Genomic DNA, 14,893 nt, shown 5'->3' with positions numbered 1-14,893 from the left:
CGCGTACCGCCCCTCGTGCGCGAAGGACGGTACGCCGTCCGGGGCCGGACACCACGGTGCCAGGGCCCCTGCGGGGCCACGGCACCGCTCTCACACCGCGAGGAGCCCCCGCCCGGGCCCCTGCGGGACCGTGCGGGCCACGTGGGCGAGGCGGACGGACCACGAGCCCTTGCCCTCCCCCAGTGCCGTCTCGGCCAGCCGCAGGTACTGGACGTCGGACGTGCCGGCCGGGGCGAGGATGTGGAACGCGTCCCGCACGTGCCGTTCCACCCCGCGGTCGGTGAACAGTCCGGCCGCCGCGTGGATCTCCATCGCCTGCCGGGCCGAGGTGATGGCGTACTCCGCGTTGACCGCCTTGGCGCTCATCATCTCCTCGTCGCACGGCATCCCGTGGTCGAGCAGGCTCACCGCGTGGTAGAGGGCGGTCCGCGCGGTCATCAGACGCGACTGCATCTCGCCCAGCTTGATCTTGATGTTGGTCAGGTCCTTCAGCGGCCTGCCGTAACGGATCCGTTCCGCGCAGAAGGCCGCGGTCTCCTCGACCACGGCCTGGTGGATGCCGAGCGAGACGGCGGCGAGGTTCGGTCTGCCGTAGAGCGTCGAGGAGGAGTAGGCGACGTCCAGTCCCTGGCCCTCCTCGCCGAGGCGGTGCGCGGCCGGCACGCGGACGCCGTCGAGGACGATCTCCCCGAACGAGAAGCCGTGGAGTCCCATGGACTCCCGCTGCGGGACGAGACGGACTCCCGGCCGGTCCGCCTCGACCAGGAAGGCGGTAAGCCCACGCGACCCCCGCCCGGTGCGCACCACCACACCGTGGAGATCGCCCACATGGCTGTTGCCCACGTAGACCTTGCGTCCGTCGAGTACGTAGTCGCCGCCGTCGCGGACCGCGCTGCTGGTCATTCCGAGGACGTGTCCGCCGGAGCCCGGCTCGGTGACGGCGATGGTGGGCAGACAGGCGCCCCTGGCGATCCGTGGCAGCCAGGCCGCCCGCTGCGCCGCGTCCCCGAAATGGATGATCTTGGCGACGCCGAGAATACTCGCCTGGGCCATCGCGCCCATCGCCCCGCAGACCCGGGAAAGCTCCTCGATGATCACCGTCTTGCCGAGATGACCCACACCCATGCCCTGGTACTCGCGGGAAATCGTGGCGCCGATCCAGCCCTGTTCGGCGATCATGCGCGACAATTTCTGGCCGACCTCGGCGACGATCCTCTCCGCCTCCAGCTCACCGATGCGGGGTCGTATCTCGGCCTCGGCGAACTCCCGCACCCTGCCCCGTAACGCGTCGTGTGCGGCGGTACCGAAAAGATCCACGTGGAGACCCCCTGTTCCCGTTTTCCCCGCGCGCCCGGAGCGGCGCGGAAGCAACTTGTCGGCCAATTGACGCCCCATCCAACAGCCGACTCCCTCATGCTCCAACGTTCACACGCATCCGCCTAGACAGCCGTTCAGACTTGGCCGAAACGCATACGACGCCACCCGCCGGGGCATATGCCGTTCCATTCCATGATCGCGCCTTTGCACCCTTTCCGACCTGCACCGAAACCTCTTCCGCCATTCGTCGAAATGAAACGGAAGTGCCGTCATGGTCACGAAAACAGTTCGTCAAAACCATTCGGCGAGAAGCCGCCGGTGACGCTTTTCGATCGGTGCGCGAGAGTGTCTCTGGCAATTGCGCAAGACGCTACATCCCGCCAACCGTTTCACGCGCCTTTTGCGCCCCGGCGCGCGCCCGAACGAGACGGTCCATTCCCGGGCCATGCGGCGGATCCCCGGGAAAAGTGGGTCATTCACCGTTCAACCACCACCTCGGACCGCGCACGCCGGCGTGCGATCCGGTCACCCGGGAGGGCGCCGGACGGCCGGAGGCCCCCTTCGGTCGCCCGCGCCCGCACGGCGCGAACTCGCTCTTCGCGCGCGGGGAACCCCCGCCCCCGGAGCCGGAGGCATCCGCACGATCCCGGACATCCGGGACAGCCGGGGCAGCCGGCGGTTGTGGCGAGCGCGGACTGAGCGACGGGTGAGCATCCGCTGGTCTCGCGGGTGAGCAGGTGCCGCGGCCAGGGTGGACTCCGCCGGGCGGAGCGCCCGGCGTCCACCGCGCGGCACCGTGCCGGCCCCTGCCTCCTGGAGCGCTTCCATGTCCCCCGTGCAACGCACCGGTCCCGACGGCCGGTCCCGGCGAGACGACCCGGTCGACCTGTTGCTGACCTGCCACCTCGTGCTCAACCAGGAGGCCGCGGCACCCTTGCAGGTCCACCTCCGCTACGACCTGGCCGAGCCGTTGGGCGTGAGCCTGAGCTTCACCGCCGACGGGGACCGCCGGACCCGCTGGGTATTCGCCCGCGAGCTGCTCCAGGAGGGTCTGTACCAGCCCAGCGGCGACGGCGACGTCCGCGTCTGGCCGTCCGGGGGCTGCCGCTGCGGCTGCTCCGGCAGCACCCATGCCCGGATCCTGCTGCAGAGCGCCACCGGGTACGCGCTCCTGGACCTGCCGCGCGAGCCCGTGCAGCACTGGCTCGACAGGACCTGGAGCCTGGTCCCCGACGGCAGCGAGGAGTCACGGCTCGACTGGAGCGCCGTCGACCGCCTCACGCGGCCCGGGCCTCCGGGCTGACCGGCCCACGGGAACGGCCCGCCGTGCGCGCGTCGTGCGCGCGGCGGGCCGCTCGTTCACCGATGTGGGATCCGGCACCGATGCCGGGCCGGGGTCAGTGCTTGAAGGCGTCCTTGCCCTTCTCCTTCTTCTCCCGGCCGTGCCCGCGGGCCTCGAGGGCGCCGCCCTTGGCCGCCGTGGTGTCGTCACCGGCGGCGTGGGCTCCCTTGCGGACTGCCTTGCCCAGGATCTTCTCGGCCTTGGCCTTGGCCTTCTCTGCGGCACTCATGGCACTCCCTTCGTAGGCTGTCGTCAGTTCGCCTGCCCGCGAGCGGCCGCCGGAAACGGCATACGTCGTTCCGGTCGGCTACTCGGCGGTCGCCGCGACCGGCGGCGTGGGGGCGTCCGTCTCGCGCAGTTCGGCCAGGAGCTCGTTCCGTCCCGCCAGCAGCTCGGTCAGGATGCGGCGGGCCGCGCGCAGGAGTTCCGCCACGTCGCCGCCCGCCAGCGCGTAGCTGACGGTGGAACCCTCCCGGATGGACACGACGATGCCGGCACGGCGGAGGACGGCGAGTTGCTGCGACAGGCTGGAGGGCTCGATCTCGATGTCCGCGAGCAGATCCCGGACCGGGACCGGTCCGTGCTGGAGAAGTTCCAGGATCCTGATGCGGGCCGGGTGCCCCAGCATGCGAAAGAACTCTGCCTTGGCTTGATAGAGGGGCAGTTGCATGGCGCTCTTCCTGCCGGTCGGGGTGGCTGGCCCCATGGCGCGGCACTCCCAGGCCGCGCCATGGGCTTTTGTCCGCTCATCTTCCCGACCCGGCCGACCGACGTTCACGGATTGGAGTGATCTCCATGTGATGACTTGAAGAGTTCTTCAATTCACGGGCATGCGTCTGCCGGGTCGCGGAGCAGTTCAGACTTCCAGTTGCGCTTCCACCCGCTTGAGCACATGACGGGCCATGGCGAGGTTCGAGCGGTCCTTGTCGAGCACGAGGTAGAGGAACAGTCCGTTGCCGTTGCGGCCCGTCACCAGCCGGATGAGGTGGTACTGGGTGCCGAGCGTGATCAGGATGTCCTCGATCTGGCTCTTGAGGCCCAGGTGCTCCATGGTGCGGACCTTGGCACGGATGACGTCCGTGTTGCCGGCCGCGGCGACGGTCAGGTCCAGGTCCTTGCCGCCGCCCAGGCTGCCGAGGGCCATGCCACTGGTGTAGTCGACGACGGCCGCGCCCAGCGAGCCCTCGATCTCGGTCATCAGTTCCTTGAGTGCCACTTCCACGCCCGCCATTGGAGCCCTCCGTTGTTCGTCGACTGGAACGGGCTCCGATGACGAGCCCGCCTGCGACCGCAACGTACGCGGATCACATCGGCACGGAGAGAGGTTGATCAGCAATGACGCAAGATGATCGAACAGCCGCTTTTGTGCGACCGTCCGATGATAAGAAGCGATCAACCGCCTGCCCGTAGTCCGGCGAGTTCCGTGCGATCGCGATCGTGGGCACCGATCCGGCCGTGGCGACCGTCGAGCCCGGCCGCCAGGTCGCCGAGCGCGAGGAAGTCCTCCAGCCGTAGCCCGACGCGGGGGTCGACGTGGTGGAGCGCCGCGGGGGCGGGAGACCAGGCGGCGACGTACAGGTCGTCCAGGATGGTCGTCTCGTCGTCGACCCAGAGGAACGGGCGGCCCGCGGCGTGCTCGACGATCGCCGCGGTCTTCCAGTGGACGCCGTCGGCGCGCTCCCCGAACAGGTCGTCGCCGAAGTCCACGAACGGCAGCTCCGGGAGGCCGAGGACGGGGCCGATGTGCCGGTTCGCCTCGGACATCCAGGCGGTGGCCCAGCAGATGTCGAAGCCCTGGCGGAGCAGGGCGGGGCCGTGCGCCGGGTTGAGCCAGAGCCGCCAGGGACGGGCCGCGAGTGTGGTGGGGACGGGCCGCGCCCGGTACCCGGGCAGGGGCGCCGGTCGGGCGGCGGCGTACGGGTTGAGCGGCCCGTCGACGTCGAGAAAGAGCAGCGGCCGGCTCATGGGTCCCCCTCGTGTCGTCGTACGCGTCCAGCGTCGCGGAAGCGGCGGACCGGGTCATGAGTACGGGTACTCAGACTCCCTGGGCCGCGGCCGGCGACCAGGTCCACCGGGTGTCAGGAGCAGTCGAAGCGGTGGGCGGCCGGGCGTTCGGGACAGGCCCGGCACTCGAAGAGGTAGATCCCGCCCGCGTCGCCGAGCATCAGTCCCGCCGGTTCGCGCACGGACAGCGACCGCTCGTCGCGGAAGTCCTCCCGCCCGCCCTCGGCCGCGGACCGGTCCTCCAGGGGGATCCAGCTGCTCCACACGCCGTCGTACTCCCAGCTGGCGACGGTCAGCAGGTGGTCCATGGGACGCCCGCACGTGTCACAGCCGGGCCACTGGGGGGCCTGGGTCCAGCCGGGGTATCCGCCCAGCTTGACGCCGGGCGCCGAGGCGAGGTCGGACCCGTACTCCAGACCCGTCTCCCGCTCGAGCAGGTCGAGACGCTCGCGCAGGGCCCGCCGCAGGTCACCCGGCAGATCGGCGTCCGGGTACTCGGTGACCCGCTCGGGGTGGAGCACGCAGGGCGACGGGAGGTACTCCTCCATCGCGCCGGCCGGCGCGGGCGGAGCGGCCCGCACCTCGCCCACGGCCTCGGCCGCCCGTCGGCGCACCACCGGGCTGGGGCAGTACTGCGGGTCGTGGTCGAACGGGCACCACAGCACCTGCAACAGGTCGGTCCCGTCCGGGAACGGAACGCCGGGCGCGTCCGCCCGGTGGATCTGCAGGACGGGGACGAGCGGCGTCGCGGTCCCGTCGGGTGCTCCGTTCCCCAGGTCGACATGGGCGTCGGCGTCCGCGCACTCCGGCCACGCCTCCTCCGCCGGCCACAGCAGCGGCCCCCCGAACGAGCTCTCCCGGTGCGTCGGGTTCCCCGCCCGCGGATGGAGCCGGAGCGCCTCACGACGGAACGGGACGAGCTCCGGGAAGAGCGCCGCCACGTCGACGGGACGGGGTGGGGTGTGCCGGGTCATGACCGACCTCCGGGAAGGGTGCGCGTGACGGCAGGACCCTACGCGGCGCCTCGGACATCCGCCCCGCCCACCTCGGAGGGCCGCGGCCGTCACCGCCCCCTGCCGCGCGGGCGAGGGGGCGGTGACGCCGGGGTGGGGGCCTCTTGTCCAACCGTCCGGTGTCAGGCGCGGCCGGCCGTCGTCGTCCCGTGCGGCCCGCCCTGCCCGTCACGTGCGGCCGGCCGTCGCTCGGTTCAGCCGCCCGTCGTCGCGGTGCAGTCCGGGGCCGGCAGACCGGCCGCGGACCCGTTCGCCGTGTAGCCGAAGGTGACCGTGCCCCCGGCCGCGACCGTGCCGTTCCAGGCGGTGTTGCGCACGGTGGCCCGGCCGCCGCTGGTCGTCAGCGTGCCGTTCCACACGTTGGTGATCGTCCGGGCGCCGAGGTCCCAGCTCGCCGCCCAGCCGGTCAGCGGGGCGGTCCCGGTGTTGCGCACCGTGACGTCGGCCTGGTAGCCGCCGGACCAGGAGCTGGTCACCTTGGCGGTCACGGTGCAGATCCCGGTGCCCGGCGTCGGGGTGGGCGTGGGCTCGGGCTCGGGCTCGGGCTCGGTCACCGCGCCGTACGTCAGCCCGTGCCCGTAGGGGAACAGGGCGTCCTTGCCGTCACCCTGGTTGATCGGCTGCTGCGAGGCGCTGCGCATCCAGGTCATCGGCAGCTTGCCGGTCGGCCGGTGGTCGCCGAACAGCACGTCCGACACACCGCCGCCCTCGGTGCCCGGCAGCCAGGCGGCGACCAGGGCCTTCCAGTCGGGCAGCTGCGCGGCGATGTCCAGCGGGCGGCCGGAGACCAGCACGACCACCACCGGCACGCCGCTGGCCTTCAGCTTCGCCAGGGTCTGCAGGTCCTCCTGGTCGAGGCCCATCGCGCCCGGCCGGTCACCGCGGCCCTCGGCGTACGGGGTCTCGCCGACCACGGCGACGGCGGCGGTGTAGCTGCCGTCGATGCCGTTCCCGTACCGCTCGTAGGTGACGCGCGAGGAGTCGGTGGCGGCCTCCCGGATGCCCTCCAGGACCGTGGTGCCGGGGGTGATGTCGCCGCTCCTGCCCTGCCAGCTCATCGTCCAGCCACCGCTCATGTTGCCGATGTCGTCGGCCGACTTGCCGGCCACGAACAGCTTGGCGGACTTGGCCAGCGGCAGCACGCCGCCCTCGTTCTTGAGCAGCACCTGCGACTCGCGCACGGCCTGGCGGGCCAGCGCCCGGTGCTCCGCGGAGCCGACCGTCGAGGTGTACGCGCGGTCGGTCAAAGGCTTCTCGAACAGCCCGAGCCGGAACTTCTGGGTGAGGATGCGGCGGTTGGCGTCGTCGACGCGTGACATCGGCACCCGTCCGGCGTTCACCTCGGCCCGCAGCAGGCTGATGAACTTCTTGTAGTCGGTCGGCACCATGACCATGTCGACGCCCGCGTTGACCGCCCTGCTCACCTCGTCGGCGGTGAAGCCGGTCTGCCCGTCGAGCTGGTCGACGGCCGCCCAGTCGGAGACCACGAAGCCGTCGAAGCCCAGTTCGCCCTTGAGCAGGTCGGTGACGAGGAACTTGTGCCCGTGCACCTTGACGCCGTTCCAGCTGCTGTAGGACAGCATCACCGAGCCGACGCCCCGGTCCACCGCCGCCTTGAACGGGGGCAGATGGACGGAGCGCAGTTCGGCCTCGGTCAGCTGGGTGTTGCCCTGGTCGGTGCCGTTCGTGGTGCCGCCGTCGCCGATGTAGTGCTTGGCGGTGGCCAGGACGGAGGCCGGCACCGAGCCGGGCCCGTCGGCCCCCTGGAAGCCGTCGACGGCGGTGGCCATGGAGGAGACCAGCTCGGGCGTCTCGCCGAACGACTCGTAGGTCCGGCCCCAGCGGTCGTTCCGGGCCACGCACAGGCACGGGGCGAAGGTCCAGTCGACGCCCGTGCCGGTCACCTCCTCGGCGACCGCCCGTCCGATCCGTTCGACGAGCGCCGGGTCGCGGGTGGCGCCCAGGCCGATGTTGTGCGGGAAGATCGTCGCGCCGCGGACCGCGTTGGCGCCGTGCACCGCGTCGATGCCGTAGATCATCGGAATGGCGAGCGGTGTGGCGACGGCCTGCCGCTGGAGGGCGTCGTAGGTGTCGGCCCAGGTCTGCGCGGTGTTGGGGCTCACCGTCCCGTCGCCGCCGGACAGGACCGAACCGAGGCGGTAGGTCTTCACGTCGGACTGGGGGACGATCGCGTCCTTGTCCGCCTGCGTCATCTGACCGATCTTGTCGTCCAGCGTCATCCGCGCCAGCAGGTCGTCCACCCGTTCGTCGACGGCCAGGGAGGCATCCTGGTACGGCAGCGCCGCGGCCTGGGCGGTGGCGTCGGCCGACGGCTGGGCCACCGTCAGCACGGCCAGGGTGAGGAAGGCCGCGACGACGGACAGGGCGGCCGTCATCCGCTTGCGGCGGAGGTAGCCGGAACGGCCGCGGTGGTAGGTCGTTGGTCTCATCGACAGGCCTTTCGGATGCGCGGGAGCGGAAGCGGAAGCGGCCGGGACCGGAAGGGTTCCCGCCTCTGGGCGGTCCGGACGGAAATGGCCACGAATGCCGTAGTGGAACGTCCTTTCGGTACGCCGGTGGGGCACGCGACGAGGCACGCGACGGTGTCCGGGCGGCGGCCGGACACCGGCGCGGGGCGCCGGCCTGCCCCGTGGGGGCGGCCCCGCCGTGGGGAAGGACGGCGGGACCGTGGTGCGGGCGGTGCGGCTGCGGCGGTGCGTCCTTGCGGTGGTGCGTCCTGGCGGCAGTGCTTCCTGGCGGCAGTGCGTTCCTGCGGTGACGCCGGTGCGGAGTGCGGGCGGAGCTGGTGGTGCGACGGCCGGCTCACCGGGTCGGCGAGCCGGTGAGCCGGCCGCTGCTGCCGCGGCACCGCGGGAGAGAGGCGGCCTGCGACCACGGCTCCGCCTTGAGAGCCCGCAGGCGGCGCGATCGCTTCTGTCCCACTGTGTGCCGTTCTGGTGCGTCACAGAATCGAGAGGACTTACACGAGCGGGGATGGGAGCGCTCCCATCCCTACGGTTCATAAAGCCAGCAGGGTTCTCCGCTGTCAACAGCCGTCACAAAACCTTCGGAACTCGCGGAGGACGCGGGGTGCACCGCGAGGGTCCCCCCTCAGGGACGGACGCGCGCGTCGGGTGCGCGGCGAAGGCATCGGGCATCGCGGCGTCACCCTGCGGCGGCGTCCGGTCCGCCGAGGACGAAGGCGGGTGTGCCCGCAGAGCCGCCGGCGGCTCGCGCCAGGCAGGGCGCGAGCCATGCCTGGCCGGAGCGGACACGCCGAGCCGGCCCGGGTCGGGCGCGCCCGGTCGGGCAGGGTTCCGGGCCGGGTCCGGGCCAAGCCGGAGAAGGGACCGGGCCGGAGAAGGGGCCGGGCCGGTGAAGGGACCGGGCCAGTGAAGGGGCCGGGCCGGTGAAGGCTGCGGTGCCGTGCGGGCTGCGCCCGGGCAGCCCCCGCGTCAGGACCCGTCGCGGAGGTCGGCGGGGGCGGCGGGGGTGAAGGTCGTGCGGTCGAACACGGCGGTGCAGCCCTGACCCGTCGGCGACTGGGCGAGGAAGCCGACCGTGGTGCGTCCGGGCTCGCCCTCGTCCAGGGTGAAGTAGCGCAGCAGTCGCCACCACTCCCCGTCGGTGGAGGCGTGGAACGCCCAGGCCCGGCCCGACCGGGCGACGCGCAGCCACAGCGTGTCGCCGGTCACCTCGAAGGCGTTGGCGTCGTCGGAGGTGCCGCGGGTCACCACGGTGACGGCGGTCGGGACCTTCTGCGGCGCGTACTCGAAGCAGAGCTTGGCCCAGCGGTCCTCGGCGGCGTGCACCAGCAGGACGCCGGCGTCGAACGCCGAGGCGAACTCCACCCGCACTCGCGCCGCGAGACTGAAGTCCCCCTCGGGCGGCACTCCCGTCAGCCGTCCCCCGTCCGGCGGCGTACCGGTGCCCGCCGGGTCGAGGAACAGGTCGGTCCCCGCCTGCCCGGTCAGGCGCAGGGCGCCGTCGGCGATCTCGTGCGCGCAGGGCGGCTCGCCCTGCGCGTGGAGCGGGAAGGGCACGCCGGGCACGGTCAGCGAATTCACCGCCGCAGTCTCGTCGCGCGGGTGACAAGGTGTCAACGCCCGGTGGGAGCGCTCCCCTATGCTGTCGCCCGGTTCGCGGGGCCGACCGGCTCCGGCCGAGGGCCACTGCCGCGCCACCGTCCCGGACCCGAAACCGTACCGGACCGGACCGGGGCGGCCACCGGCGCTCTCACCGTTTCGTCATGGGAGAAAACGCACCTTGAGCAGCATCTTCATCACCGGTTCCGCCCAGGGCATCGGGCACGAGACCGCCCGGGTACTGATCGAGGCCGGCCACCGCGTCGTTGCCCATGCCCGCGACGAAGGGCGGGCCACCGCACTGCGCGCCTCGCTGCCCGGCGCAGCGGCGGTGCTGGTCGGCGATCTGGCTTCGCTGGAGGGCACCCGGGCTCTGGCCATGGCCGCCGCCGAGGCCGGCCCCTTCGACACCGTGATCCACAACGCCGGTGTGGGCGGCGGCGCCTCCCGGCGGGTGGTGACCACCGACGGTCTCGGCCAGGTCTTCCAGGTCAACGTCGTGGCGCCCTACCTGCTGACCGCGCTGCTCCCCCGCCCGGCGCGGCTGGTGTACCTCACTTCGGGGCTGGAGTCGGAGGGCCGCCTGGACTTCGACGACCTGACGTTCGAGAAGCGTGTGTGGGACGGCATGCAGGCCTACTCCGACAGCAAGCTCATGGACGTGGTGCTGGCGTTCGCCGTGGCACGGATGTGGCCCGACACCGTGGTCAGCGCGGTGGACCCCGGCTGGGTCCGCACCAGGCTCGGCGGCCCGAACGCGACGGACGCGCTGCCGGACGGGGCCGAGACCCAGGTGTGGCTGGCCTCCTCGGACGAGCCGGAGGCCCTGGCCACCGGCCGCTACCTCAAGCACCGGGTGTCCCTGCAGGCCAACCCCGCCGCCTACGACCCCGGCGTGCAGGAACGCCTGCTGGCCGTCCTCGCCGAGGCCACCGGCGAGGTCGTCACCACCTCCTGAACGGGCGGCCGTCAGGCCGCTGTTCACGCCCTGGGCGCCGAAGGTACATGACCGCGGCCGAGGGTGGCATGGGCCGTTTCCGGCCGAACTCTTATGACATGCGCATGACCATACGGCCCTGCTGGGCAGAGGTTCTGCAGTTCCGAAGTGCTGGGAGTCCCCACGAGCGCATACCCCGTCGCCGTGAACCTCCTCCCCCACCCGGCTCCTCGGGGCCGACCCCCACGAGTGAAGGGACAGCAATGCAGAAGTCCTTGTGGCTGAAGACGGCGGGCACCGCCGCGGCGATCACCCTGGCCGCGACCACGGCGGCGCAGGCCGCCCCGGCCCCGGCCGACTCCATGAGCGCCGCGGCCGTGGTGACACTCCGCTACGACGACAGCCGTGCCGCCGGCTGGGAGTCGGCGATCGCCGCGGGAGTGGCCTCCTGGAACGCGAACATCGACAACGTCGAACTGGTCGAGGCCGCGCCCGGCACCCGGGCCGAGATCGTGATCGTGGCCACCACCGGCTGGCCGCAGGCGATTCTGGGACCGGTCCGTCCGGGCGGTCAGGTGCGCGTCGAACTCGGCAGCCAGGCCGTGTCGCAGGGGTACAACAAGACCCGCATCGCCGCCCACGAGCTCGGACACAGTCTCGGCCTGCCCGACACGAAGCCCGGCCCGTGCTCCCAGCTGATGTCCGGGTCGAGCGCCGGCACCGGCTGCACCAACGCGGTTCCCAACCTGACCGAGCAGGCCCGCGTCGAGTCCCTGTACGCCAACCGCCTGACCGCGCTCGTCCCCGCCGACGGCCGCACCGTCGTCGACGCCCGGTAGGTCCGGCGACCCCGAGCCCGGTCCGCGGGCTTCCGTCCCGCCGGCGAAGGGGTTCGCCGACGGGGCGGTTGGCGCCGTTGCGCCGGGAGACGGTGCGGTTCCATCCCCGGGCGGGCCACCCGTCCTGTCACGACAGCTCGGTCGGAGGGCCGTTGCCGTGGCCGGCCGACGACCTCGCCGGCGCCCCCGGCATCGAGCTGGGCGGCTGTCCGGGCTGGATCCAGGAGCCCGTCCGGCCGGACTGCGCGGCGTGCGGACGGCGTATGGATCACCTGCTCACCGTGGCCGGCTGGGAGTACGACGGGGAGTCCTGGCGCACGTGGCTCCCACCGGGGCGAGCGGGGTCTCGCCGCCCACGACGCGGCGGGCCTGATGCTGGGCGACGCGGGCGGCGTGTACTTGTTCGAGTGCCGGTCCTGCCCCGATCGCCCGATCGGCCACCGGTTCGCCTGCTCCTGACCGTGACGCACCGGTCGTGGTCCTCGGCCGTTTCCTCCCGGCGGAAGCCGCGAGGACCGGGATCGGCTTCCTCACCGGCCGGTACCGGCGGTGTCTGCCGGAACCCGTACGACGACGAGTGAGGAGCCGTCCATTGCCGGGGCGGGCTCCGTCGGGTCGCACCGGGGACAGCCTCTCCTGACGGCGTGCGGCCCCGGAATCCGAAGGGATTCCGGGGCCGGGGCCCGCCGGCGGGAGCCGGCCGGAGCAGGGTCAGAGCAGGACGGTGGGGCCGTGGGTGTCCAGGGCGGCGATCCGGTCGCGGACCTGGGCGACGAAGACCGGGTCGGCCGCGAGGTCCTCGGCGCCGAGGACGGCGAGGAGGGACGGGACGGCCCGGTCCGCGGGCCCGTCCCAGGCGGCACGCAGCCGGCCGGCCGCCGGGTCGTCGGGCCGGTGGTCCCGCGTGTGACGGGCCCAGGCCGCGACGGCTCCGGTCAGGACCGGGACCTCACGGCCCGCGGCGCGCAGGTCGCGCAGCGGGGCCAGCCAGCGTTCGGGGACCTTGAGGGAACCGTCGGTGGCGATCTGCCCCAGCCGGTGGCGCATCGCCGGATTGGCGAACCTGTCCACCAGCCCGTCCACGTAGCCGTCGGCGTCCAGGCCGGGCGGAAGCGTCGCGGCGACCTCGGCGGCGTACGCGCGCAGGACCGGCTCGGCCCACGGGGCGGTCATGGCGTCGGCGACGGTCTCCCGGCCGTCGGCGAGGCCGAGGCAGCTCAGCAGCGTGTGGCTGCCGTTGAGCAGGCGGAGCTTCATCACCTGGTACGGGGCGACGTCCGGGACGAGGAGCGCGCCGGTGTCCTCCCAGCGGGGGCGGGCCGCCGCGAAGGTGTCCTGCAGGACCCACTGGGTGAACGGCTCGCCGGTGACCGCCGCCTCGTCACGGACGCCGAGGGCGGCGCTCGCGGCGTCCCGGTCGGCGTCGGTGGTGGCCGGGACGATGCGGTCGACGACCGTGGAGGGGAAGGCGACCGCCTCGTCGATCCAGGCGAGCAGGGTGTCGCGGTCGTCCCATCCGGAGGCCTCGACGAACTCACGGACGAGGCGGGCCACGACCTGGCCGTTGTCGGCCATGTTGTCGCACGGCAAGACGGACAGCGGGGCCCCGCAGACCACCCGCCGGGCCCGCAGGCCGTGGGCCAGCTGGCCGGGCACGCTCCCCGGCACGTGCGCGCCGGCCAGATCGTCGGCGACCAGCGGGTCGGCGGTGTCGAGGCCGCCGCCCGGGGCGCGGCGGTAGCCCTTCTCGGTCACCGTGAGGGTGACCACGGTGACCTCCGGGGAGGCCAGCAGCGCCCGCAGCCGGTCGGCGTCGTCGGCGGCGTGCAGGGCCTCACGGAGCTGGCCGACCACCCGGGTGCGGGGACCGTCGGGGGTGCGCAGGGTCAGCGAGTACAGCCCGTCCTGCGGAGCGAGCTGTTCGACCACACTGCGCCCCCGCTGGGAGAAGCCGGCGATGCCCCAGCCTCCGCCGTGCAGTGCCTCGGCCTGTTCGGTGTGGACGGCCTGGTGGGCACGGTGGAAGGCGCCCGGGCCGAGGTGGACGATGCGGGTGCGCAGGGAGCGCGGGTCGGCGAGCGGGCCGGCCCCCTCGGGCAGCCCGGCCAGCGCGCCGAGATCGAGTCTGGTCACCAGTCGTGCACCGACCCGTCCGAACGGCGGCCCACGGGCAGGTACTTGGGGTTGTACGGGAAGCGCGCCGCGGCTTCCTCGTCCAGCTCCACGCCGAGTCCGGGGGCGTCGGACGGGTACAGGGCGCCGTCACGCAGCTCGTAGGTGGGCCGGAACACCTCGTGGGTGACCGGGTCGTGCTCCATGTACTCCTGGATACCGAAGTTGGGCACGGTGACGTCCAGGTGGACGGCGGCCGACATGCTGACCGGGGAGAGGTCGGTGGCGCCGTGCGAGCCGGTGCGGACCTGGTACAGCTCGGCCAGGTTGAAGATGCGCCGCAGGTGGGTGATGCCGCCGGCGTGGGCGACGGAGCAGCGGATGTAGTCGATCAGCCGCTCGGTGATCAGCTGCTGGCAGTCCCAGATCGAGTTGAAGACCTCGCCGACCGCGATCGGCGTGGTGGTCGCCCGGCGGATCTGCCGGAAGCTCTCCTGCAGTTCGGCCGGGGACGGGTCCTCCATCCAGAACAGCCGCAGCTCCTCCAGCCGGGCGCCGAGGCGGCCCGCCTCGGTCGGGGTCAGGCGGTGGTGGACGTCGTGCAGCAGGTGGAAGTCGAAGCCGAAGCGCTCGCGGATCTCGGCGAGGTAGCGGGGCGCGAAGTCCAGGTACTTCTCGGTGTCCCAGAGCTGCTCCTCGGGAAGGGCCCCCGCGGCCGGCTCGTAGACGGCGCCCTTGCGGACGCCGTACGTGCCCGCGACACCCGGCACGGCCGCCTGGGCGCGGATCGCGCGGTAGCCCGCCTCCTTGAACCGGGCGACGTCGTCGATCAGTTCGCCGACGGTGGCGCCGCTCGCGTGGCCGTAGACCAGGACACCCTCGCGGGCCTTGCCTCCCAGGAGGTCGTACACCGGCATGCCGGCGACCTTGCCCTTGATGTCCCACAGGGCGGTGTCGACCGCGGCGATGGCCGTCATGGTGACGGGGCCGCGGCGCCAGTAGGCACCCTTGTAGAGGTACTGCCACATGTCCTCGATGCGGTCGGCGTCACGGCCGATCAGCAGGGGCACGAGGTGGTCGTTCAGGTAGGAAGCGACGGCGAGTTCGCGGCCGTTGAGGGTGGCGTCACCCAGACCCGTCACCCCGTCGGAGGTGGTGAGCTTGAGGGTGACGAAGTTGCGGCCGGGCGAGGTGACGATGACCTTCGCCTCGGTGATGGTGGCCATGGAGCAGCCCTTCCCGTG

13 protein-coding genes are annotated in these 14,893 nt (G+C 72.6%); 3 read left to right on the top strand and 10 right to left on the bottom strand.

What is annotated here, in order from left to right; genetic code table 11:
• Positions 1 to 90: 90 nt before the first annotated feature.
• Positions 91 to 1,317: an acyl-CoA dehydrogenase family protein gene (locus GBN72_RS16770; RefSeq protein ID WP_246212556.1), complete on the bottom strand. Its 1,227-nt coding sequence runs from the start codon at positions 1,315 to 1,317 to the stop codon at positions 91 to 93.
• A gap of 826 nt (positions 1,318 to 2,143) precedes the next feature.
• Between GBN72_RS16770 and GBN72_RS16765 the strand changes: the two genes are divergently transcribed.
• The gene (locus tag GBN72_RS16765) at positions 2,144 to 2,620 is read left to right on the top strand and encodes an SsgA family sporulation/cell division regulator (protein WP_151772582.1); all 477 of its coding nucleotides are present in this window, start codon (positions 2,144 to 2,146) and stop codon (positions 2,618 to 2,620) included.
• Between the two features lie 94 nt (positions 2,621 to 2,714).
• Here GBN72_RS16765 and GBN72_RS34140 read toward each other — a convergent pair whose 3' ends face one another.
• From GBN72_RS34140 to GBN72_RS16735, 7 genes are all read right to left on the bottom strand, one after another.
• Positions 2,715 to 2,888 (bottom strand): hypothetical protein, encoded by a 174-nt coding sequence (locus GBN72_RS34140; protein WP_164540679.1) that lies wholly within the window; start codon positions 2,886 to 2,888, stop codon positions 2,715 to 2,717.
• A gap of 78 nt (positions 2,889 to 2,966) precedes the next feature.
• On the bottom strand, positions 2,967 to 3,329 hold the full coding sequence (locus GBN72_RS16760; RefSeq protein WP_151772581.1) for an ArsR/SmtB family transcription factor: 363 nt from the start codon (positions 3,327 to 3,329) through the stop codon (positions 2,967 to 2,969).
• A 186-nt stretch (positions 3,330 to 3,515) separates the two neighbouring features.
• Positions 3,516 to 3,890: a roadblock/LC7 domain-containing protein gene (locus tag GBN72_RS16755; protein ID WP_151772580.1), complete on the bottom strand. Its 375-nt coding sequence runs from the start codon at positions 3,888 to 3,890 to the stop codon at positions 3,516 to 3,518.
• A gap of 161 nt (positions 3,891 to 4,051) precedes the next feature.
• Entirely contained in the window at positions 4,052 to 4,624 is a 573-nt protein-coding gene (locus GBN72_RS16750) for an HAD domain-containing protein (protein WP_246212554.1), read from the bottom strand.
• A 113-nt stretch (positions 4,625 to 4,737) separates the two neighbouring features.
• A complete protein-coding gene (locus tag GBN72_RS16745) occupies positions 4,738 to 5,637 on the bottom strand; it encodes a YwqG family protein (protein ID WP_151772579.1) in 900 nt (299 codons plus the stop codon).
• A gap of 233 nt (positions 5,638 to 5,870) precedes the next feature.
• Positions 5,871 to 8,126 (bottom strand): glycoside hydrolase family 3 N-terminal domain-containing protein, encoded by a 2,256-nt coding sequence (locus GBN72_RS16740; RefSeq protein WP_151772578.1) that lies wholly within the window; start codon positions 8,124 to 8,126, stop codon positions 5,871 to 5,873.
• A gap of 1,005 nt (positions 8,127 to 9,131) precedes the next feature.
• On the bottom strand, positions 9,132 to 9,743 hold the full coding sequence (locus GBN72_RS16735; protein ID WP_439959775.1) for a DUF1349 domain-containing protein: 612 nt from the start codon (positions 9,741 to 9,743) through the stop codon (positions 9,132 to 9,134).
• A 199-nt stretch (positions 9,744 to 9,942) separates the two neighbouring features.
• Between GBN72_RS16735 and GBN72_RS16730 the strand changes: the two genes are divergently transcribed.
• Both GBN72_RS16730 and GBN72_RS16725 read left to right on the top strand, forming a co-directional pair.
• Complete coding sequence (locus GBN72_RS16730) at positions 9,943 to 10,719, top strand: SDR family NAD(P)-dependent oxidoreductase (RefSeq protein ID WP_151772577.1); 777 nt, start codon at positions 9,943 to 9,945, stop codon at positions 10,717 to 10,719.
• Positions 10,720 to 10,961: 242 nt separating this feature from the next.
• Complete coding sequence (locus tag GBN72_RS16725; protein ID WP_151772576.1) at positions 10,962 to 11,537, top strand: snapalysin family zinc-dependent metalloprotease; 576 nt, start codon at positions 10,962 to 10,964, stop codon at positions 11,535 to 11,537.
• A 711-nt stretch (positions 11,538 to 12,248) separates the two neighbouring features.
• Here GBN72_RS16725 and GBN72_RS16720 read toward each other — a convergent pair.
• Positions 12,249 to 13,670, bottom strand: a complete 1,422-nt coding sequence (locus GBN72_RS16720) for a mannitol dehydrogenase family protein (protein WP_246212552.1) — start codon at positions 13,668 to 13,670, stop codon at positions 12,249 to 12,251.
• Positions 13,667 to 14,875: a D-mannonate dehydratase ManD gene (manD, locus tag GBN72_RS16715; protein WP_151772574.1), complete on the bottom strand. Its 1,209-nt coding sequence runs from the start codon at positions 14,873 to 14,875 to the stop codon at positions 13,667 to 13,669. Before manD ends, GBN72_RS16720 begins: the two co-directional genes overlap by 4 nt.
• Positions 14,876 to 14,893: the final 18 nt, after the last annotated feature.

This window comes from Streptomyces abyssomicinicus, from assembly GCF_008974245.1.
GTDB classification, from domain to species: Bacteria; Actinomycetota; Actinomycetes; order Streptomycetales; family Streptomycetaceae; genus Streptomyces; species Streptomyces abyssomicinicus.
The sequence above is the reverse complement of the archived record's forward strand: the minus strand, read 5'-3'. Positions and strand labels throughout refer to the sequence as shown.

What these genes read in the sequence shown, in the direction of transcription:
- GBN72_RS16740 (WP_151772578.1), bottom strand. Translation starts at nt 8,126, where the DNA reads ATGAGACCAACGACCTACCACCGCGGCCGTTCCGGCTACCTCCGCCGC.
- GBN72_RS34140 (WP_164540679.1), bottom strand. Translation starts at nt 2,888, where the DNA reads ATGAGTGCCGCAGAGAAGGCCAAGGCCAAGGCCGAGAAGATCCTGGGC.
- GBN72_RS16725 (WP_151772576.1), top strand. Translation starts at nt 10,962, where the DNA reads ATGCAGAAGTCCTTGTGGCTGAAGACGGCGGGCACCGCCGCGGCGATC.
- GBN72_RS16745 (WP_151772579.1), bottom strand. Translation starts at nt 5,637, where the DNA reads ATGACCCGGCACACCCCACCCCGTCCCGTCGACGTGGCGGCGCTCTTC.
- GBN72_RS16750 (WP_246212554.1), bottom strand. Translation starts at nt 4,624, where the DNA reads ATGAGCCGGCCGCTGCTCTTTCTCGACGTCGACGGGCCGCTCAACCCG.
- GBN72_RS16760 (WP_151772581.1), bottom strand. Translation starts at nt 3,329, where the DNA reads ATGCAACTGCCCCTCTATCAAGCCAAGGCAGAGTTCTTTCGCATGCTG.
- manD (WP_151772574.1), bottom strand. Translation starts at nt 14,875, where the DNA reads ATGGCCACCATCACCGAGGCGAAGGTCATCGTCACCTCGCCCGGCCGC.
- GBN72_RS16755 (WP_151772580.1), bottom strand. Translation starts at nt 3,890, where the DNA reads ATGGCGGGCGTGGAAGTGGCACTCAAGGAACTGATGACCGAGATCGAG.
- GBN72_RS16765 (WP_151772582.1), top strand. Translation starts at nt 2,144, where the DNA reads ATGTCCCCCGTGCAACGCACCGGTCCCGACGGCCGGTCCCGGCGAGAC.